The sequence below is a fragment of the Chitinophaga sp. genome (genome assembly GCF_019236475.1).
Taxonomy (GTDB): domain Bacteria; phylum Bacteroidota; class Bacteroidia; order Chitinophagales; family Chitinophagaceae; genus Chitinophaga.
Genome location: NZ_JAFAIX010000012.1, coordinates 822660 through 841660, shown reverse-complemented (window position 1 = coordinate 841660; position 19001 = coordinate 822660). Strand labels below are relative to the sequence as shown.

The 19001-nt window shown below is 44.5% G+C and carries 12 protein-coding genes; 5 read left to right on the top strand and 7 right to left on the bottom strand.

The window, feature by feature from the left end; translation table 11 throughout:
• Positions 1–69: 69 nt before the first annotated feature.
• Together JO154_RS19640 and JO154_RS19635 are read right to left on the bottom strand one after the other, a co-directional pair.
• Positions 70–1893, bottom strand: a complete 1824-nt coding sequence (locus JO154_RS19640; RefSeq protein WP_291948675.1) for an ABC transporter ATP-binding protein — start codon at positions 1891–1893, stop codon at positions 70–72.
• A gap of 16 nt (positions 1894–1909) precedes the next feature.
• Positions 1910–3385 (bottom strand): aspartyl protease family protein, encoded by a 1476-nt coding sequence (locus JO154_RS19635; RefSeq protein ID WP_291949721.1) that lies wholly within the window; start codon positions 3383–3385, stop codon positions 1910–1912.
• A gap of 327 nt (positions 3386–3712) precedes the next feature.
• Between JO154_RS19635 and JO154_RS19630 the strand changes: the two genes are divergently transcribed.
• Both JO154_RS19630 and JO154_RS19625 read left to right on the top strand, forming a co-directional pair.
• Positions 3713–4927 (top strand): glycosyltransferase family 87 protein, encoded by a 1215-nt coding sequence (locus JO154_RS19630; protein ID WP_291948672.1) that lies wholly within the window; start codon positions 3713–3715, stop codon positions 4925–4927.
• A gap of 58 nt (positions 4928–4985) precedes the next feature.
• Positions 4986–7274 (top strand): GH92 family glycosyl hydrolase, encoded by a 2289-nt coding sequence (locus JO154_RS19625; RefSeq protein WP_291948670.1) that lies wholly within the window; start codon positions 4986–4988, stop codon positions 7272–7274.
• Positions 7275–7377: 103 nt separating this feature from the next.
• On the opposite strand, the gene JO154_RS19620 is transcribed toward JO154_RS19625, so the two are convergent.
• On the bottom strand, positions 7378–8457 hold the full coding sequence (locus tag JO154_RS19620) for a family 10 glycosylhydrolase (RefSeq protein WP_291948669.1): 1080 nt from the start codon (positions 8455–8457) through the stop codon (positions 7378–7380).
• Between the two features lie 5 nt (positions 8458–8462).
• Positions 8463–9539: a carbohydrate-binding family 9-like protein gene (locus JO154_RS19615; RefSeq protein WP_291948667.1), complete on the bottom strand. Its 1077-nt coding sequence runs from the start codon at positions 9537–9539 to the stop codon at positions 8463–8465.
• A gap of 157 nt (positions 9540–9696) precedes the next feature.
• Here JO154_RS19615 and JO154_RS19610 point away from each other — a divergent pair, with 157 nt between their 5' ends.
• Complete coding sequence (locus JO154_RS19610) at positions 9697–11685, top strand: S9 family peptidase (RefSeq protein ID WP_291948665.1); 1989 nt, start codon at positions 9697–9699, stop codon at positions 11683–11685.
• Between the two features lie 30 nt (positions 11686–11715).
• Entirely contained in the window at positions 11716–12492 is a 777-nt protein-coding gene (locus JO154_RS19605; RefSeq protein WP_291948663.1) for an enoyl-CoA hydratase-related protein, read from the top strand.
• A gap of 74 nt (positions 12493–12566) precedes the next feature.
• On the opposite strand, the gene JO154_RS19600 is transcribed toward JO154_RS19605, so the two are convergent.
• Positions 12567–13268 (bottom strand): porin family protein, encoded by a 702-nt coding sequence (locus tag JO154_RS19600; protein ID WP_291948661.1) that lies wholly within the window; start codon positions 13266–13268, stop codon positions 12567–12569.
• 318 nt (positions 13269–13586) lie between these two features.
• On the opposite strand from JO154_RS19600, the gene JO154_RS19595 reads away from it, so the two are divergent.
• Positions 13587–16196, top strand: a complete 2610-nt coding sequence (locus tag JO154_RS19595; RefSeq protein ID WP_291948659.1) for a PAS domain-containing hybrid sensor histidine kinase/response regulator — start codon at positions 13587–13589, stop codon at positions 16194–16196.
• Here the strand turns inward: JO154_RS19595 and JO154_RS19590 are convergent.
• Positions 16172–17878, bottom strand: coding sequence for an ATP-binding protein (locus JO154_RS19590; protein WP_291948657.1), 1707 nt, complete (start codon positions 17876–17878; stop codon positions 16172–16174). The genes JO154_RS19595 and JO154_RS19590 overlap by 25 nt on opposite strands.
• A complete protein-coding gene (locus JO154_RS19585; protein WP_291948655.1) occupies positions 17875–18999 on the bottom strand; it encodes a sensor protein KdpD in 1125 nt (374 codons plus the stop codon). Before JO154_RS19585 ends, JO154_RS19590 begins: the two co-directional genes overlap by 4 nt.
• Positions 19000–19001: the final 2 nt, after the last annotated feature.

Here is a 19001-nt window from a genome sequence, read left to right as displayed (position 1 = left end):
ACACTTCGGGGTGTTTATCAGTGAGATTAGGAGCAGACTTCATCCCCCTGAAGCTGCTCCTCCTTACTATCATTGATAACCAGCGGCTTGCAAATGAAATAGTTCCGCATACCGGCCATTCTTCTCCAATAATTCATCATGACTACCTATCTCTAATAATTCTCCTTTATCCAATACTAATATTCTATTCGCCATACGCACCGTAGAAAACCGATGAGATATTAACACCGCCGTCTTTCCACGAGTGAGCTCTGCAAAATGTAGGAATACATTGTATTCTGCACGCGCATCCAATGCGGAGGTAGGCTCGTCCAGTATCAACAACTGCGCGTCTTTCATATATGCGCGCGCAAGCGCAATTTTCTGCCATTCTCCTCCACTCAACTCTATACCATGGTTAAACCGACGCCCCAACATCTGCTGATATCCATTAGGCATTTTCTCTATCAATGGCCAAGCAAGACTCTGATGCGCTGCTTCGTCAATCATTTGCTGGTTATCTGCATGTCGGATGTTACCGACAGCAATATTCTGCGACACCGTCATCTGGTAACGCTGGAAATCCTGGAATATAACGCCAACGTTTAAACGAAGATCATTGATATCATAATCACGTAAATCATGTCCATCCAAGAGAATACGACCTTCCACAGGATCATATAGCCGACTTAACAACTTTACTAACGTGGTTTTCCCTGCACCATTTTCACCCACCAACGCCAGCTTTTCACCGGCATGCAATGTGAAATTCAAATGCCGGATAGCCCATTTTTCCGCCTCCTGGTACCGAAAACCCACATCCTCAAATATGAACCCTTCCTTAATAGGACGCGGAAATGGCAATGGTTGCACTGGGCGTACCATCCGACTCTTTATCTCAAAGAAATCAAACAAATCTTTCAAGTATACGGCTCCCTGCGTCACACTGGAAAAACGAATCAATATTCCCTGAAACGTAGTACGCAACTGACGGAAAGATCCAGCCAGGAAAGTCAGGTCACCGATAGTCAATGTACCGTTAATGGTACGCAGGATAATGATAATATACGCTGCATAATAGCCTGCGCTACCCAAGAGTGCAAAGAATGTTCCCCAGCCAGCATGGCTTACTTCCATGTCCTTTTTATCCCGATAGAATTTATCAGAGATCACTTTAAAGCGACGAATCAAAAACCCCGAAAGGTCAAATACCTTTACTTCTTTAGCAGTTTCATCGCTGGCACCCAAGTATCGGATATAATCCAACTCCCGCCTGTCGGAGGTTTGCCCCCAAGTAAGCCGATAGTATTTATCATTGTAACGGGATTCATTGAGGAATGCGGGTATCACCGCTACCAACAGCAGTAAAATCAACCAGGGATTAAATACAATCAGACCTGCCGCCAGGAAACCCATGGTAATCAAGTCTTGTACCTGGCTCAGTACCTGCGATAACAACACCGTTCTTCCAACTGTCTGTTGACGCGCACGCTCCAACTTATCATAAAACTCAGAATCTTCAAACTGGTCTAGATCCAGCGAGGCCGCATGTTCCATGATTCTCACGGAAGTATGATTGGCAAAAAGATCTCCGAGCAAACTATCCATCAGCGAGATAGCGCGACCCAAAGCATCTGAAATAACTGCCAATCCGAATTCCAAGGCCACGAGTTTCCAGAGTAACGTAGTATCGTGATGTTCAGGGGATTTGCTTAAATGAACTACTTGATCGATGATTAATTTTCCAATATACAGGAGCGATAATGGCATCGCCGACTGAGCTATACGAAGGATGATATTGGCAATAGTCAATCCCTTACTGGTTTGCCATACCATACGGAAAAAGGCTGGCAGATTACGTAATGCTGCCAGCCTTTCTTTAAAGGTCATGCGTGGGTTCTCCTTTTTTCTCATGACCTGAATTTACGAATTAAGGAATATCTATTTTCCAGGGTTTCCCGAATTTATTCACTTCCACTTTCAGCTCCTGATTTTTCCATAATTCTTGGTATTTCTTAATATTGGCGATATCCTGGAATACTTCCGCTTTCACACCGTTAATGCTCATGACTTCATCATTTTCGGAAATCCCACTATCCGCCGCACTTGAACCTTGCATGAATCTTTTAACGATCATCTTTCCATTTACAAATCCCCATTCAACATGCTTCATCCAAAAATTAGCTGGCATGGAAAAATTGTTATTAGGAATTGCAGCAAACTGATGATCTGCCAAGTTGATGATCCAATTAAAGCGGTTAATCAATTCAATACCAAAGCTTCCATCTCCACTTGGCGACCATTTCTCATCACCTTCCCGATATTGCTGCATGGTGCCTGTAAAGCTGCCCAGTTGCCATTTCCCCACTTCAACGCCTGTAAATACGCCGTTCACAACAGGTGAAGAATGTCCCATACTGGTAGTGGTACTTTGAGACTCCACTGCGAAATTTTCTTCCAGTTGATGCCTATGTACAGAAGGGCCAAAGAGGATCATCGGATAACCTGCCCCTGTATCGAAATGGAATTCACCATCTAATACCTTCCCATTATTCAATGTCACTTTGCTCTGAATGCCCGGTACACCGCGGGAATAATCCAATGGCAGCAGTGCCGCTTCGGCAGGATAATTAAACTTTCCGATGGTATACAGGCGAATTACTTGTTTGTCGAAGTCGATGGCTGTGATGTAGTTACGCAGGAAATTAGCACCGAAAAGTCCGTCGAGCTCCGCGTCAAATTGAGGGAAAATAGCGCTGTTATTGTTGGGAATTGTTAATGTATCGAGACGCATAGTAATGCCGCTGGCAATGCCTATCTGTGCAGAAGCGCCAACCACACTGGCGTTTTGCTTCCTGGAAGCGGTAATGCCCAATTCATCCGCCACACTTTTTTTCAGCCCCATACCGTCTGCACCAGTATCAAAGAGCAATTTCAGCGGCTTGGGGTTATCATTCAAGGTAAGCGTAATGATAATCTGACCACGACGGAATGTAAACGGAATTACTGCCGCCAATACAGATGGCTTCTCCAGATCCACGCCTGCCAATACATCATAGTACTGCACCTTAGTGAGCTTATTGGCGCTGTCGAGGTACAGCCAAGTCTCGAAAGGTTTTTGTCCTTCGTTGTAATACTTCACCAACAGCCTTTTTCCCGAAGGCAGTGTTTCTTCTTTTTTCAATACCAGTTTCTGGAGACTGTCTTTCCGAAAGGCTTTGTCCAACATTCCGTATGCATAGGGAGCAGGGTAGAAGCCAACATGAAACGCAGGGGAGAGAAGTGCTTTGGCTTGTTCCACGCTTTTATTGCGGGTGACTGTCTCAAATGATTGGAGAAATTCCTTAGCATTTTGTGCACGCACGTTGTGCACCAGGCATAACAATATGCCTGTGTACAGGATCATTTTTTTCACGATGTCTTTTTTTAACGGTTGGTTTATGGCAGTGAAATTAGATAAATATTCCAGCTATATGCTATATCTTGTAGATGGATTGTTATGTCTAAATGTTTTTTCTATGATTTTAGCTGCCATTTCTGCAATATGTATTGTAATGATTATCATTACATTTTTAGCTATCACTATTCTCAATCAGCGTTCTCGCGACTGGTTTTCCCACAATGATTAAAATTTTACTGAGGAAGAAGTAGAGGGTGAGACACGTGTCATGCGTCATTAAGTTGTACCTAGATTCCGTACTGTAGTTTCATTTTTATATACAACTTAACTGTCATGCGTGCAAAAAGGAATGTGTTGACTTTTCTTGGAGAGAAAGATTGGTTAATAGCTCTTCTTTGGTTTGGATTTGCTTTTTTGGGCGCCATCACAGAAATTTCTCGAGGTCAGTATAATAATTTCCTCATCTTCCGACAGGTATTTTTCCACCTAATCCATCAGCAACCACTGTATATTGAATACCCTGCCGAATACTTTGATGTAAACCTGTATGGTCCGGTTTTCAGTATTTTGATTGCGCCATTTGCCGTGCTGCCGATAAAGATTGGAGCATTGTTATGGTCGCTCGCTGGGGCAGGCGCTATTTTCTACGGGATCAGACAATTACCACTGCAACGCGTACAACAGAATATCATTTTGCTCCTTTGCAGCCAGGAATTATTGGGTGCCAGCGGCTGGTTTCAACTCAATCAGTTCATTCTGGCTTTACTCCTGCTGACATTTGCCTTTACCATCAAAGGGAAAGATTATCTCGCTACCCTTTGTATTATATTAGGAACCCTTACCAAAGTATATGGTATTGTGGGCCTGGCTTTTTTCTTTTTTAGCAGTCACCCGAAGCGCTTCATTACAGGTCTTTTCCTGTGGACAGGCCTTCTCTTCGTACTGCCGATGGTGATATCTTCCCCTTCTTACGTTGTAAATTCTTACCAGGAATGGCTCACAGCCCTGGTGCATAAAAATGCTAAAAACCAGTCAGACCTAGCTAGTTTCCAGGATATTTCCGCAGGTGGATTTATCAAGCGGGTATTACGTTTGCCTAATTTGAGCGATCTGGCGGTACTGATACCGGGCACCATCCTGTTTGCTGCACAATATTTAATGCTCCGTTATCGAAGAGATATTAATTACCGTTTTTATATCCTATGCTCTGTTCTACTTTTCCCTGTATTATTTAGCAGTAGCTCTGAGTCGCCTACCTACATCATTGCAGTTCCGGCAATCTGTATCTGGTATGTGATTCAGACTCCTGCCAGGTGGAAAAATATATTTCTGTTTTTTGCCATTCTACTGGTCAGTTTCTCTCACTCGGATTTGCTCACACCATGGTTCAGAAAAAATCTGGCAGTTCCATATGCGCTGAAAGCCTTACCCTGCTTGGTTTTATACCTGATGATTGTATACGAAATTCTTACCAAACAATTTCTTTCCCTCACAAAATCCGCTGCAACCTCGGTGGATTCTGGGTTCCAAGAGCTAACGCACGTATAAAATTTAGCAAATTTCATATAACATAGTGACGTATCTTGCTGGTTTAAAGGTTTTGTTTATGTTACCGGGATTCAAGATAGGTCGCACCCTCGCACTCACTGCGATGGTATGTTGCGGCATTCAGGCAGGCGCACAGAATAAACCGACAGCTGCCAACACATTCAAAGAAAGTAAAGCGCTAGCAGCCGTTGATCCATACATCGGCTCTGGAGGCCACGGACACGTATTTGTAGGTGCCAGCGTACCTTTTGGCGCCGTACAGGTAGGTCCTACCAATATCGTAAAGGGTTGGGATTGGTGCTCTGGTTATCACTATTCAGATAGCGTGGTGATTGGATTTTCACAGATGCACCTGAGTGGAACCGGTATCGGCGACCTCGGAGATGTGCTCGTCATGCCTTATACCGGCAATGTACGCACCAATCGTGGTACACAGGAAAATCCAACTTCCGGATACGGCTCCCACTACTCGCATCAAAAAGAAAAAGTAAGACCAGGCTACTACTCCGTTCACCTGGACGATTACAATACAGATGTTGAACTGACTGCTACTGAACGTGTAGCCCTGCATCGTTATACCTTCCCACAAAATCAACAGGCCAACATCATCGTGGACCTGAAAGAAGGTATTGGCTGGGATGCTGCCGTAGAGTCTTATTTTCAGAAGGTAGACGACTATACCCTCGTCGGATACCGCTACTCCAAAGGATGGGCCGTTGATCAGCGCCTATGGTTTACTATCAAAAGTAACGTTCCTTTAAAAGATGTTTCCTTCTTCGACGGAGATAAAAAAGTAAGCGGCAACGAAGTAAAAGCCGTTGGCGCTAAAGCGGTGATGAGCTTTGCTAAATCACCAGGACAGGTAATGCTGAAAGTAGGTATTTCTCCTGTTAGCAGCGAAAATGCATTGGCCAATATCACTGCGGAAATGCCAGGATGGGATTTCGCGAAAGTGGTAAATAATGCCAATGCCAAATGGGATAAAGAACTTTCCCGCGTAGACATCGAGACCACAGATCCGGCTGTTCGTCGTACTTTCTATACTGCCCTCTATCACACGATGATTGCTCCGATCCTTTTCAACGATCATAATGGCGCTTATCGTGGTACTGATAAAAAAGTATACGCCAATCCAGGATTCGATAACTATACCGTATTTTCCAACTGGGATATTTACCGCTCTTGGGGCCCGCTGAGCACTATTCTCCATCCGGAAAAAGTGAACAGCTTCATTAACTCTTTGCTGACCATCTACAAACAACAAGGCAAATTGCCTATCTGGCCACTAGTAGGAAGCGAAACCAACTGTATGGTGGGTTATCATTCCGTGCCAATGATCGTGGATGCGTACCTCAAAGGTTATAAAGGCTTCAGCGCCGAAGAAGCTTTTGAAGCTATGAAAGCCTCTTCTACTCGCGATGACCTGGGTGTAAAATATGTAAAGGAAAGAGGATATATCCCTGCAGATAAAGAATACGAATCTGTTTCCAAAGCAATGGAATATGCCATCGACGACTGGTGTATCGCTGCTATGGCAAAGAAACTCGGCAAAACCGAAGATTTCGAATACTATAAAAAACGCGCAGGCTACTATAAAAACTATTTCGACAGCACTATTAAATTCGTACGCCCTCGTATGAGTGATGGTAGCTGGAAAACACCTTACGATCCATTCAACTCTATCCACGAGAAAGGCGACTTCACAGAAGGTAACGGCTGGCAATATACTTGGCTGGTACCACAAGATGTGGAAGGACTCGTTCACCTCATGGGCGGCGATGCTGCATTCTCCCGCAAACTGGATAGCCTCTTCACGGCCAAAGGCGATATGGGCGCAGAAGCCTCCAGCGATATCTCCGGCCTGATTGGTATGTATGCGCATGGTAATGAGCCTAGCCATCACGTGACGTATATGTATGCTTATGCCGGCGATCAGTGGAAAACTGCCGAGAAAGTAAGACAGGTGATGAAAGATTTCTACTTCGATAAACCAGAAGGTCTTGCTGGTAACGAAGATTGTGGCGCGATGTCTTCTTGGTACGTGTTCAGCTCATTGGGCTTCTACCCCGTAAACCCTGCTAATGGCATGTATGTTTTTGGTAGTCCGCTGTTCACCAAAGCTGCTATCTCCCTAAAAGACGGCAAAAAATTCACGGTACAAACCATTAACAATAGCCCTGAGAATATCTATATTCAAAGTGTGAAACTTAACGGTAAACCATATACGAAAAGCTATATCATGCACAATGATGTAGTAAAAGGTGGTACGCTGGAAATCACTATGGGTAAAACGCCAAATGCAAACTTCGGGAAAGCTGTTGCAGACAGACCTTTCAACAAGTTCTAATATATTTAAGCGAACAGGCTTTATAAAAAAAACCGGAAGTGACATCACTTCCGGTTTTTTTATTTTATCGTCGATTCTGCCCGGTGGGGTAGGAACATTTCGTTTACGATTCCGCCAATACTTTCAGTACTTCTGGCGTCACTTCTCCAAAAATGGATACACCTGCCGCACCGTTATCGATCGCCAGTCTCACTGCTTCCCTGAAATCATCGTAGTTCTTATTAAAGTCGGGCATGTACAGTCCGGCGTATAGTGGGAATGCGCCATGCAGGCCCTTCACACCTTCCGCTACTGCATCACCAATCCAGACGATTTTCTCCCGGTAGAAGCCATGATAAATCATAGGGCATACTGCTGTGAGTGGCCAGTTGGTCCAGTCTTGACGTACAATCCGTTTTGCAATTTCAGGTGTTGGGAACACCGCTGCGGAAATTGCTTTCTTATGTTGTTTGGCTACCTGTGCGAGGTTATTCACCACATTCGTAATACGGTCGTAACGATATTTACGCCAAGAAGGACTTTGATCCGGATGCTCAATATCCATCGGATCTACGCCATATTTATCTTTATAGTTTTTCCTACAGGTATCGCAGTAGCAGAAATCATATTCCGGTAATTCTTTTGACTGATCTATACTATAGTGGCTCCAGAGGTTTACCGGTAGAATTACATCGCAGAAACGCACGTAATCTAGGTGAATGCCATCTACATAATCCTTTTGTAAGCTCTGTTCTACCTGGGATTTCAGGTAATTTACCACTTCTGGTTTACTAGGGCAAAGCCAGCGATAATAGCCCACATAAGGAGGGTGAGTAGCGCAGGATTCACCTTTACGGTTTTGTGCATACCATTCCGGATGACTTTCCAACAGGTCTTTTTCGCCTCTGTTCATCGTCCATATCCAGCGATGTGCCTTGATACCATTAGCTTTGGCCGCTTTGAAATGCTGTTCGCTATCGGCTTCAAACATGATATCTGCAATACCTGCTTTCTTATAACCGGCATACTTCTTTACCAGATCCTCATATTTTTCTTTATGATCCGGATTAATCCATACCCTGTGCGAAACACCCCTGCGTTCAAGGATAGACGCGGATTTCTCTTCAGCACTCGCTGGTAATTTAGGTGCAGCCATAGCTACTCCTGCCAGTCCAAGTGTTTTGATAAAATGACGTTTATTCATTACCGTTATAATTTATCTGACCAGATTTTTCCTTCTTGATTAATGCTGATGGATTTCTGCAAGGATGGCACTTTTATAGTGGCGGTGAATTGTCCGCTGATGCCTTCTATTTGCAGCGGATACTTGCCCGCGGCCAGTTTCAACTGGGCCGCAGCACTAGCATAGCGTCCGTTTTTAAAGCGATATTCCTGCTGCGCATAATATGCCAGCCATAATTGTTGTTTGATCTCTTCTTCTGCCGGCATTTTGAATGCCACTGTACCTGCATTTGCTTTTTGTTCGGAGAACTGCAGATATCCCCATCTTTCAGGAGCATGCATGTTGATAATATCCTGAGCGCTCCAAACCCAGTTATGCTCTGGGTTTCCGCGTTTCACATATTTCCCGTCACGGATATCAGTATCCCATTCTACGCGGGAAAAGTTGATACGCCAGGTGTTGCCATCTGCTGGACGTTCTTTCTCTCCGAAATAACGCAGCGCACTGAATGGAATAGCCATTTCTACTGTCCAAGAAGAATCAATATCATTTGGATTATTCAGTGTTCCGTTTACACTTACAGCAGTTAATAATCCTTTTGTGTCCCAGTTAAGCATGGCCTGGCCTCCATTACGATATGGCTTGTTCATAAACAGATCCATAACAGTATTGAGGGCATTGATTTCCAACTCAAAGTATTGATGAGAATCCCCGTCTGGATCTATGAATACTTCAAAATCATTATCATGAAATATAATCGCGTCGTGATCTTTCAGTGTAGCCCATACATGTGGCTCCTGCAACCAGGCAGCAATGTATAAATACTTTTCGTCCCATAATAATTTAATACGTGTACGGTAATTCGGTGCGGGCATTCGACTCCCTTCAATATCCGTAAAATCTGAAGACCAAGTTGCCGCTTTCCAAGAATCTTCATCCAGATGCCCGTCTATACGAATACTATCGAAAGTACGTTTGCAAACATAGCTCCGAGGCGTACCGGTAAAGGGTTTGAATGCGGTCGAAAAAGTTTGCGCAGCGCCCGTTTTGGGCAATAAATTTCCTGTAATTATCAGTACTAGTAACCAATAACATCTATACATAGCCAACCAATTTTTAATATCCAACTTGAGGAGATCAAAGTTAATCTTATTAATTATGAATCCTAGACCAGCATTTATCGTTACATTTATACGATTCTAAACAACCTTTCAGAACATGTATAAACCAATTTTACTGACAGGACTATTATTTACAACTATGGCAGCATCAGCCCAGGAAAAGATGACGCCAGAGCTGCTATGGCAGCTAGGTAGAGTGAGTGGAGAAACAGTGACTGCAGATGGCAAATCCGTTATCTATAGCGTTTCCCAAGTAAAACTTTCAGAAAATAAAAGTGAGAAAAATCTTTTCTCTATTCCGCTTGTCGGCGGCGAGGCCAAACAACTCACCAATACGATTGGTGCAGAAGGTGATGTGGCGCTGCTCCCAGGCAACAAAATCGGATATTCCCTAAAGGGACAGTGGTGGGAAATGAACGCCGACGGATCAAACCCCGTTCAGAAGACCAATGTAGAAGGTGGCATGCAGAATATCCGTGTCTCCCCGGATGGAAAATATATCCTCTTTTCCAAAGAGGTGAAAGTCAAAAAAGTATCCGGTCATGACTTCTACACTGACCTTCCTAAATCCAACGTTCAGATCTATGATAACCTGAACTACCGTCACTGGGATGCTTGGGAAGATGGTAACTTCTCCCACGTATTCTTTGCCACTTATGAAGATGGTAAAGTAGGCGCCCCTGTGGATATCATGGCAGAAGAGCCTTACGATTGCCCACAAATGCCTTCCGGCGGTGCAGAAGATATGATTTGGAGTGCAGACGGAAAAAGCATCGTATACGTATGTAAAAAGAAATTCGGTAAAGCTTATGCCATAAGTACCAATACCGATGTTTACGAGTATAATATTGCTTCTGGGAAGACAACCAATCTTTCTGAAGGCATGATGGGCTACGATATTACACCGTCTTTTAGCCCTGATGGCAAACAGTTGCTGTGGCTGAGCATGGCGCATGATGGCTTCGAAGCAGATAAAAATGATATCATTGTTCTGAATCGTGCAACAGGCGTTAAAACCAACCTGACCAAAGGTTGGGATGGCACTGTTTCCTCCGCGCGCTTTAGCAATGATGGCAAAAAAATCTATTTCCTCGCGGTAATTAAAGGAACCGAGCAACTGTTGGAAATATCTTTGCAGAAAGATATCGCTGCCACTAATGAAAAACATATCCGTCAGGTTACCAGCGGCGATTTCGATATCAATGATATGGTAGCGCAAACAGGCAACACCATGGTGGTTACCCGTACTGATATGAACCACGCAGCGGAAGTGTTTACCGTAGATCTGACCAAAGGCGGCGTACAACCGCTTACCACGGTGAATAAAGCTACCTACGATAAGATCGGTATGAGCAAAGTGGAGAAAAGATGGATCAAAACCACTGATAACAAAGAAATGCTGGCCTGGGTGATCTATCCACCAGATTTCGATCCTGCTAAGAAATATCCAACTTTACTGTACTGCCAGGGCGGACCACAATCGGCACTGAGCCAGTTCTATTCTTACCGCTGGAACTTCCAACTGATGGCGGCACAGGGTTACATTGTAGTAGCGCCTAACCGTCGTGGTATGCCAGGCCATGGTGTAGAGTGGAATGCATCGATTAGTAAAGATTGGGGAGGACAGCCGATCCGCGATTATCTGAGCGCTATTGATGATGTGAGTAAAGAAAGTTATGTAGACAAGAGCAGGCTGGGAGCTGTAGGCGCCAGCTATGGCGGGTACTCTGTGTACATGCTGGCAGGCGTACACGAAAACAGATTCAAAACCTTCATTGCACATGATGGCCTTTTTGATCTGAAAAGCTGGTACGGCACCACCGAAGAACTCTGGTTCGCTAATTGGGACATCGGCGCATATTGGGATAAAGCCAATGCCGATACTTATAAACACTTCAACCCAAGTGAGTACGCCAACAAATGGAACACGCCTATTCTTATCATCCAGGGCGGCATCGACTTCCGCGTACCTATCGAGCAAGGGTTGCAAGCCTTCCAGTTGGCACAACTGAAAGGTATCAAGAGCAAGTTGCTGTATTTCCCAGAAGAAAACCACTGGGTACTGAAACCACAGAATGCCATTGTATGGCAACGTGAGTTTTTCAACTGGCTGAAAGAAACCCTTTAATATTCATTCATTTACACCAAAATAAACTCCATGACTGCTTTAACGCTTGACATCAAGGATGGTATTGCTACCATCACCCTGAACCGACCGGAAGTATACAATGCATTCAATGATCCTCTCAGTTATGAACTGCAGGACGCATTAAAGAAAGTAGAACGAGATGCTACCGTTAGGGTGGTAGTACTGACAGGTGCTGGAAAGGCCTTCAGTAGCGGGCAGGATCTTAAAGCAGCCATGGAGGGGGGTAAACGGAATTTGAGCGAATCCCTGCATAAACGGTATAATCCAATTATTCGTGCTATCAGGAATATGCCCAAACCTGTCATCTGCAAACTGAATGGGGTAGCTGCCGGCGCTGGATGTTCCCTCGCCCTGGCTTGCGATATCATTATTGCCAGCGAAACCGCCAGTATGATAGAGATCTTTATCAACATCGCGCTGGTGCTGGATTCTGGGTCATCTTACTTCCTGCCAAGAACGGTAGGTTATCACCGGGCCTTTGAACTGGCTACCAAAGCCACCAAAGTTAGTGCAGAAGAAGCCCTGAAAATGGGCCTGGTAAATAAGGTAGTTCCAGCCTCCGCGCTGGATGAGGCAGTGGCAGAAGAGGCGAAGTATTACGCGAATGCCCCTACGAAAGCAATTGCCCTCATGAAGAAAATGCTTACCAAAGGCATGACAGAAGGCCTGGATGAGGTGCTGGAATACGAAGCCTATTGCCAGGAAATTGCAGGTAATTCAGACGATAATACAGAAGGAGTGAAGGCTTTCCTGGAAAAACGCCAACCGGCATTTACTGGAAAATAATTCCCTTTCTACAATGCAATAAAAAACGCGTCCCGCCAAAGCAGGACGCGTTTTTCTATATTCGTTTATTGGTATTAAAGACCACTCAGGGCAATACCGATCTGGTAAGATCTGATATCGTATTTATCGCTGTTTTTCAGCAATGGATTCAGGGAGTAGCTGGCAAATACGCCAAAGTTACCATAACCTACGCGGGCAGTAGCCGAAAAACGCCAAGGGTTGAAGAACTGATTGTTTCTTTCCTTGTCGGTAGTTTTAGCGCCGTTAGGACCTGTGAATTTCGCTTTGGTGTGAGCATCCAGCAATGCGCCTACTTTCACACCGATAGCAGCTTTGAAACCCTTGTTGGCATTGTCCGGTACGGAACGATATCTCAACTCAATAGGAATTTCCACATAAGTAGTAGCTACTTTATATCTTTTGTTTGCAGTAGTGTAAGGGAAAGTAACGTCACTGGTGTTTACACGGCCAGCTACATCCATGGTATGATCTTTCAGCATAACGCCACTGGTGCTGATACCCAGACCCGGAGCAATACTGAACTTAGATTTCTTAAAAGGCATATCATACATGAATGCAATATTAAAGCCCCTGTTGAAACCGGTTTTCACGCTGTCTGGAGATCCGGCCCAGCCATCATAAGCCACCTGAATCATCAGGAAATCCCTGGAATGGGTAACAGAATTCATCGCTTTATTCATCGGTGAACCACCATCCTGTGCGAAAACTCCTAATGAAGCGGCTATGAGCCCAAGGGTAAAAATTATTTTTTTCATAAAAATCTTAATACTTAAGAAAAAGAATATTAGGCAAATTTAATGGAATGATTATAAAACTATTGGTTAAAATATTGCAAAAACAACCCCTAAATTACTCACTCCGGAGACGGAAGTTACATAAAAACTCATATTGATAATCATATTCTTTCCATGCTACTCCTTTGCTTTGCTTGTGCAAAATGAACAAAATGAACAGGCAAAATGGTATAAATAATCCTTAATTTGAAATAAAATCTGTCTTTCGGGACTTAACCCCTGCCAACGCTGACAATTTACTGTCGTAGTATTTTTAAGAGTTTTTGAACATTCATTGTAATGAAAAAAATTGTTAATAGCGTTATTTGGCTTTTCGTTACTATCGGACTGATACTGTGCGTACTTCTCTTTTATGCCTGGAATATCCGTCAGAGAACGCAGGCAGCCGCTGCACTGCTCCTGAATAAAAGCATCCCACGCGAACAATTACATATCTATATTCAAAAGGATCTGAGCTATACCGGTTATAGCTTCTTATTTATCTTGTTTGCCGTTTTCCTGGCCATCGTATTCCTATTTGTGGAAGCGAGGCATATCTCTTGGCACCTACGCCGATTGAAGGAAAGGGCCAACCGCATGCACAAAAATGCCCAATCATATAAGCGCTTGGCCCAACAAGCCGGTCCTGTTTTATATACTTCCACACCAGAAGGGTATTTTACCTTCGTGAATGATGCGGTAGAAGATATCACCGGCTACACGGCGAATGAAGTGGTTGGCAAGCATTACTCCATGTTCCTAGATAAAAAGACCTACGAACAACTACAACACTTTTATGTGGAACAGATGAAAGGCTACGTGGATTACTCTTCCACTCAGTTTGAAATCATTACCCGCAGCGGTGAAAGGAAATTCGTAGAACAGTTGGCATCCCCCATCAGGGACGATGACGGCCGGGTAAGCGAATTCCAATGCATCGTACGAGATCTGTATAGCAGCAAGGAAACCGACTATTCTCCAGAATACATCCGGGAAAGACTGGAAGCGGTGATCGACTTTACCCCCGCCATGATGTTTATTAAAGACATGTCTGGCCGATATATCCTTACCAACAGGCGCTTCCTGGACGTAATGGGTATACGAAAAGAAGAAATCATTGGTTTGGTAGATGCAGACCTCACCTATCCCTGGGTAAGTCGCTATGCGCCACTGGATGCGGAAGTTATCAGTACTGGAAATCCTGCTTCTATGGACGATACCCTCGAAATAGACGGTCAGCAGGCACATTATTACATTACTAAATTCCCGTTGCGCAATGCCTATGATGAGATGATTGGCATCTGCTGTACGGCAAACGATGTAACGGAAAGAAAAAACTATATCAAGGAACTCGTTAAAACCCAACGATTAGCCGAAGAAGCCAAAAGGGCCCAGGAAACCTTCCTGGCCAATATGAGCCATGAAATCCGTACTCCCATGAACGGTATCCTAGGTATGACCAGGCTCCTGATGCAGGATACCCGCTTACAAGAAAACCAGATGGAATTTGTAAATGCCATCCAAACTTCTGCGTCCAATCTCCTGGTTATCATTAATGAAATCCTCGATTTCTCTAAAATAAAGGCGGGAAAGCTCAAACTGGAGGAGAAACCTTTTATTCTCCGTGAAGAAATTGAAAAAGCCCTATATCCCCTGAAACACCAGGCGCATGAGAAAAAGCTGGACTTTATCACTGTTATAGACGAAAATATTCCGAAATGCTTGATCGGAGATAAAATCCGCCTCTTACAGGTCTTGGTCAACCTCGTGGAAAATGCCATTAAGTTTACAGCCAGGGGTAGTGTGAATGTATATGTATCCGCATTGGATGCGGATGAGCAAAGTGTAAGATTAGTTTATGAGGTAACGGATACGGGTATTGGAATTGCCCCGGAAAAACAGCAGTTTGTATTCGAGAGCTTCACACAGACGCATGCTGACAATAACCGATCTTTCGGCGGAACGGGCCTAGGACTAGCCATCTGCAAGGAGCTCGTGGAAATGCAGCACGGCACTATCACGCTGGACAGCACCCCGGGCAAAGGGTCTTGTTTCCGCGTGGTACAACCATTCCTTTATGATAATAGCCTCTCTCCAGAGCTGGAACAGTTGTCTCCCCATATACTAAAAGGAAAACCACTGCTGGGCAAATCGATCCTGGTCGTGGAAGATAACCTTATCAACCAGAAAGTAGCATGGCACGCCCTCAATAAAGGAGGCGCTAGGGTACATATGGTGGAAAACGGCCGTGTAGCCGTAGAACTTCTGTTGTTCCAGAAATACGATTGCATTCTGATGGATATTCAGATGCCGGGAATGGATGGCTATGAGGCCACCCGACTGATACGTAAAAACGGTATCACTACGCCTATTATCGCTATGACCGCCTCCGCATTAAAAGGTGAAAAAGAAAGATGTCTGGAAACAGGCATGAATGATTATATCTCCAAACCATACGAACAAGAAGAATTGTATACCAAGATCCTTAAAGCTACCGGTTCCTGGGTGCCGGCCCCCATGGTATCTGCTGCGCCAGTGCAGGAGATGAGTCCTGCCGGCCCGGATAGCGACTATCTCCGCGACAAAGTAGGCCTGGATGACCAGGAAATATTAGGCCTCTATCATGACATGCTGGTAGAATTCCCCAATAAACTGGAGGAATTGCAGCAAAATGTACAGCAACAAAACTGGGAACAGGTGTTTATGTTGTCCCATCAACTGAAAACCTTGTTTACTTTGCTGCAATTCAAAGAAGCCATGGAGCTTTGTTTGTCTGTTGAGCACGATGCGCAGGCACGGGAAAACCTGGCCACCATTCCCCATCGAATCGGGAATTTGATGCAGGCTTGGCATGCATTCCTTCCAGCGTTGAAAATGGCTGCCAATCAGGCTATCGGTAATGTAAAGTAGAAAGTACTGCCTTTTCCTTCTTCACTGGTAACGCCAATATGGCCTCCCTGCGCTTCAATAAATTCCTTTGAGATCGCAAGGCCAAGTCCGCTGCCTTTGGCACTTCTAACGCCTGGCACTTGGAAAAAGCGCTCAAATATCCGGTCTGTAAAAGCTGCTGGAATCCCTTTCCCGTGATCTCTTACGGAGAATAGCAATACGTTTCCTTCTGCTGCTGTTACCTGTAAGTCTATCTGGGATTTAGGCTTGGAATACCGTATGGCATTGGTGAGTAAATTCACCAGTACCCAGGCTGTTTTTTCCACATCCGCCAATACGGAAGGCAGGTTCTCAGAAACAGAGGATGCAATGGTTATTTCCCGCTGGGCAGCCTGTTTCTGAACGGTATCTAAGGCATATCCTACTACCTGTCGGGCAGCCACCGGCTGCGGTTGCAACTGAATGTTGCCACTTTCTACCTGCGAAAGATCCAGCAGCTCACTGACGATCTTAATCATTCGGCGGTTATCTTGTTTAAGACTATCCACCAGCTCTTTCTGCTCCGTAGACAACTGGCCCACACGCTCATCCTCCAACAACTTCAAACTGAAGTCTGAAGATGCGAGCGGCGTTTTCAGTTCATGGGATATAGTAGCGATGAAATGCGTTTTGGCGATATCCTGCTCTTTGAATGCAGTAATATTCTTCAATATAACGACATAGCCTATACGTTCTTTTTCATGTTTGATATCCGCTACTTCTCTTGTAAAAAAGGATTCCTTACCATCCAATACAATTTTAAGTGGCGTATTTTCCTGGTTGTTTACCAGGTATTTCAGCAGATCATTATATTTGCCAGCCTCTTCTGCCGGATGCCCTACCAGGTCTTTTTCCGGCATATTCAGCAACTGCAATGCTTGGGTATTCGCAAAGAGAATAGTATTGCGGGTATCAAATCCGATAGTGGCATCTTTCAAACTACTAATAATTGCCTCTGCACGTTGTTTTTCAAACGTGATGCGCGCAATATTACTGTGCTCATATTCATCCAGTCGCTGGGCCATGGTATTGAACGCAGTGGCCAGCTCCCCAAATTCGTCTCCAGATTTGAAGTGCAATCGCTTACTATACTGTTTGTTCGCAATGCCTTTAATACCTTCTGTCAGCTCGTGGATAGGGTTGGCAATGTATCCCGGGAAGTTATACACAAAGGTGAGTCCTACAAGAAAACACACCCCGCTGATAATGGCAATATATAGTAACGCTTGATCCGCAGCAGATTTTACTTTTTCATTTTTCCCCACAATGGCCTGCATATTTAGGTCCATGATGATATACACATTCTTTTTGATTGCGGCGATATCTGCAGGGGAGTAGGTGGAATCCTGGGCTACCTTACTGAAAGTCTTTGCCACTGCGGTGGTAGCAATCATCTCACCTTGTTCAGTAACATTGGCTTGTTGTCTATGCAGACTGGTATTAAAGAGTTTAATGGCGGAATCGCGGTGCTGGGGAAGTTCTTCGAGGGCCACCAGCATGTTTTTCGCATATTCGACAGACTCATAGTTATCTTTGAGGATGATCTTTGCTTTTTCGTTTAGGCGGCTCAGATAGTAGTATCCCAGCACGCTGACGACGAGCAGCATGATATATAAGAAAAGTACCCCCAGGGTGATCTTCGTTTTCAGCCTAATGTTACTCATGACAGTATAATGAGGTCTATATCATTGGAAGAAAGTGTTTTCAACAGTTGATTAAACATGTTTGTGCGTAGAATGATACGGAACAAACTGATATGCGGTTTCCCGATACATACTGTTGTCACGTGTTTATCTAATGCAATGTTAATGATAGCTGTTGAAATATTGGCACTATGTTCCTGTATTACTTCCGCTCCAAGTTCTGTAGCCAGTTTGAGGTTATTAATGAGGTGTCGTTGGGAGGCCAGGGCGATTTTATCTGAACTTTCCTGTGGTGTCTGCACATAAACTACGTACCAGTCGGCATGATAGTAGGCAGCCAGTCGGGCGGTCTTTCTGATCACCTTTCTGGCTACCACATCATTGGAAGAGATACAGGCAAGAAAAGTTTCATGGCGCATCTGCTGGCTGCGCGGGATTTCCGTTTCTACCTTTCGCTCTACCTGAGTAGTTACTTCTTTGAGAGCAAGCTCTCGCAGTTGGAGAATTTTTTCAGCTTGGAAGAAATTGCGCATGGCCGTTTCTACCTTCGACTGGTCATATATTTTCCCTTCTTTCAGACGGGTAATCAATTCATCTGCCGTGAGGTCAATGTTTACGACTTCATTGGCCATTTGTAGCACGCTGTCGGGTATACGTTCCTGCACTTCTACACCAGTGATGGACTTCACCTCCTGGTTAATACTCTCAATGTGTTGGATATTCACCGCAGAGATGACATTGATCCCTGCCTGGAGAATTTCCAATACATCCTGCCAACGTTTTTCATTCTTGGAACCAGGAATATTTGTATGTGCCAGCTCATCCACAATCACCCAATCTGGCGATAGCAGCAGGATGGCATTGAGGTCCATTTCTTCCAGTAGCTTGCCTTTATAAAACACTTGCTTGCGAGGAATAACAGGTAGTCCTTCTACGAGCGCTTGGGTTTCTTTACGGCCATGGGTTTCGATATAACCTATCTGTACATTGACATTATTCCTGAGCATGGAATGCGCTTCCTGCAGCATGCGGTAGCTTTTACCTACGCCGGCGCTCATACCGATGTAGATTTTAAACTGACCTCTGCCCGACTTATTGGCCAACTGCAGGAAGTGCTCGACCGATTGTTCTTTATCTGTCATGA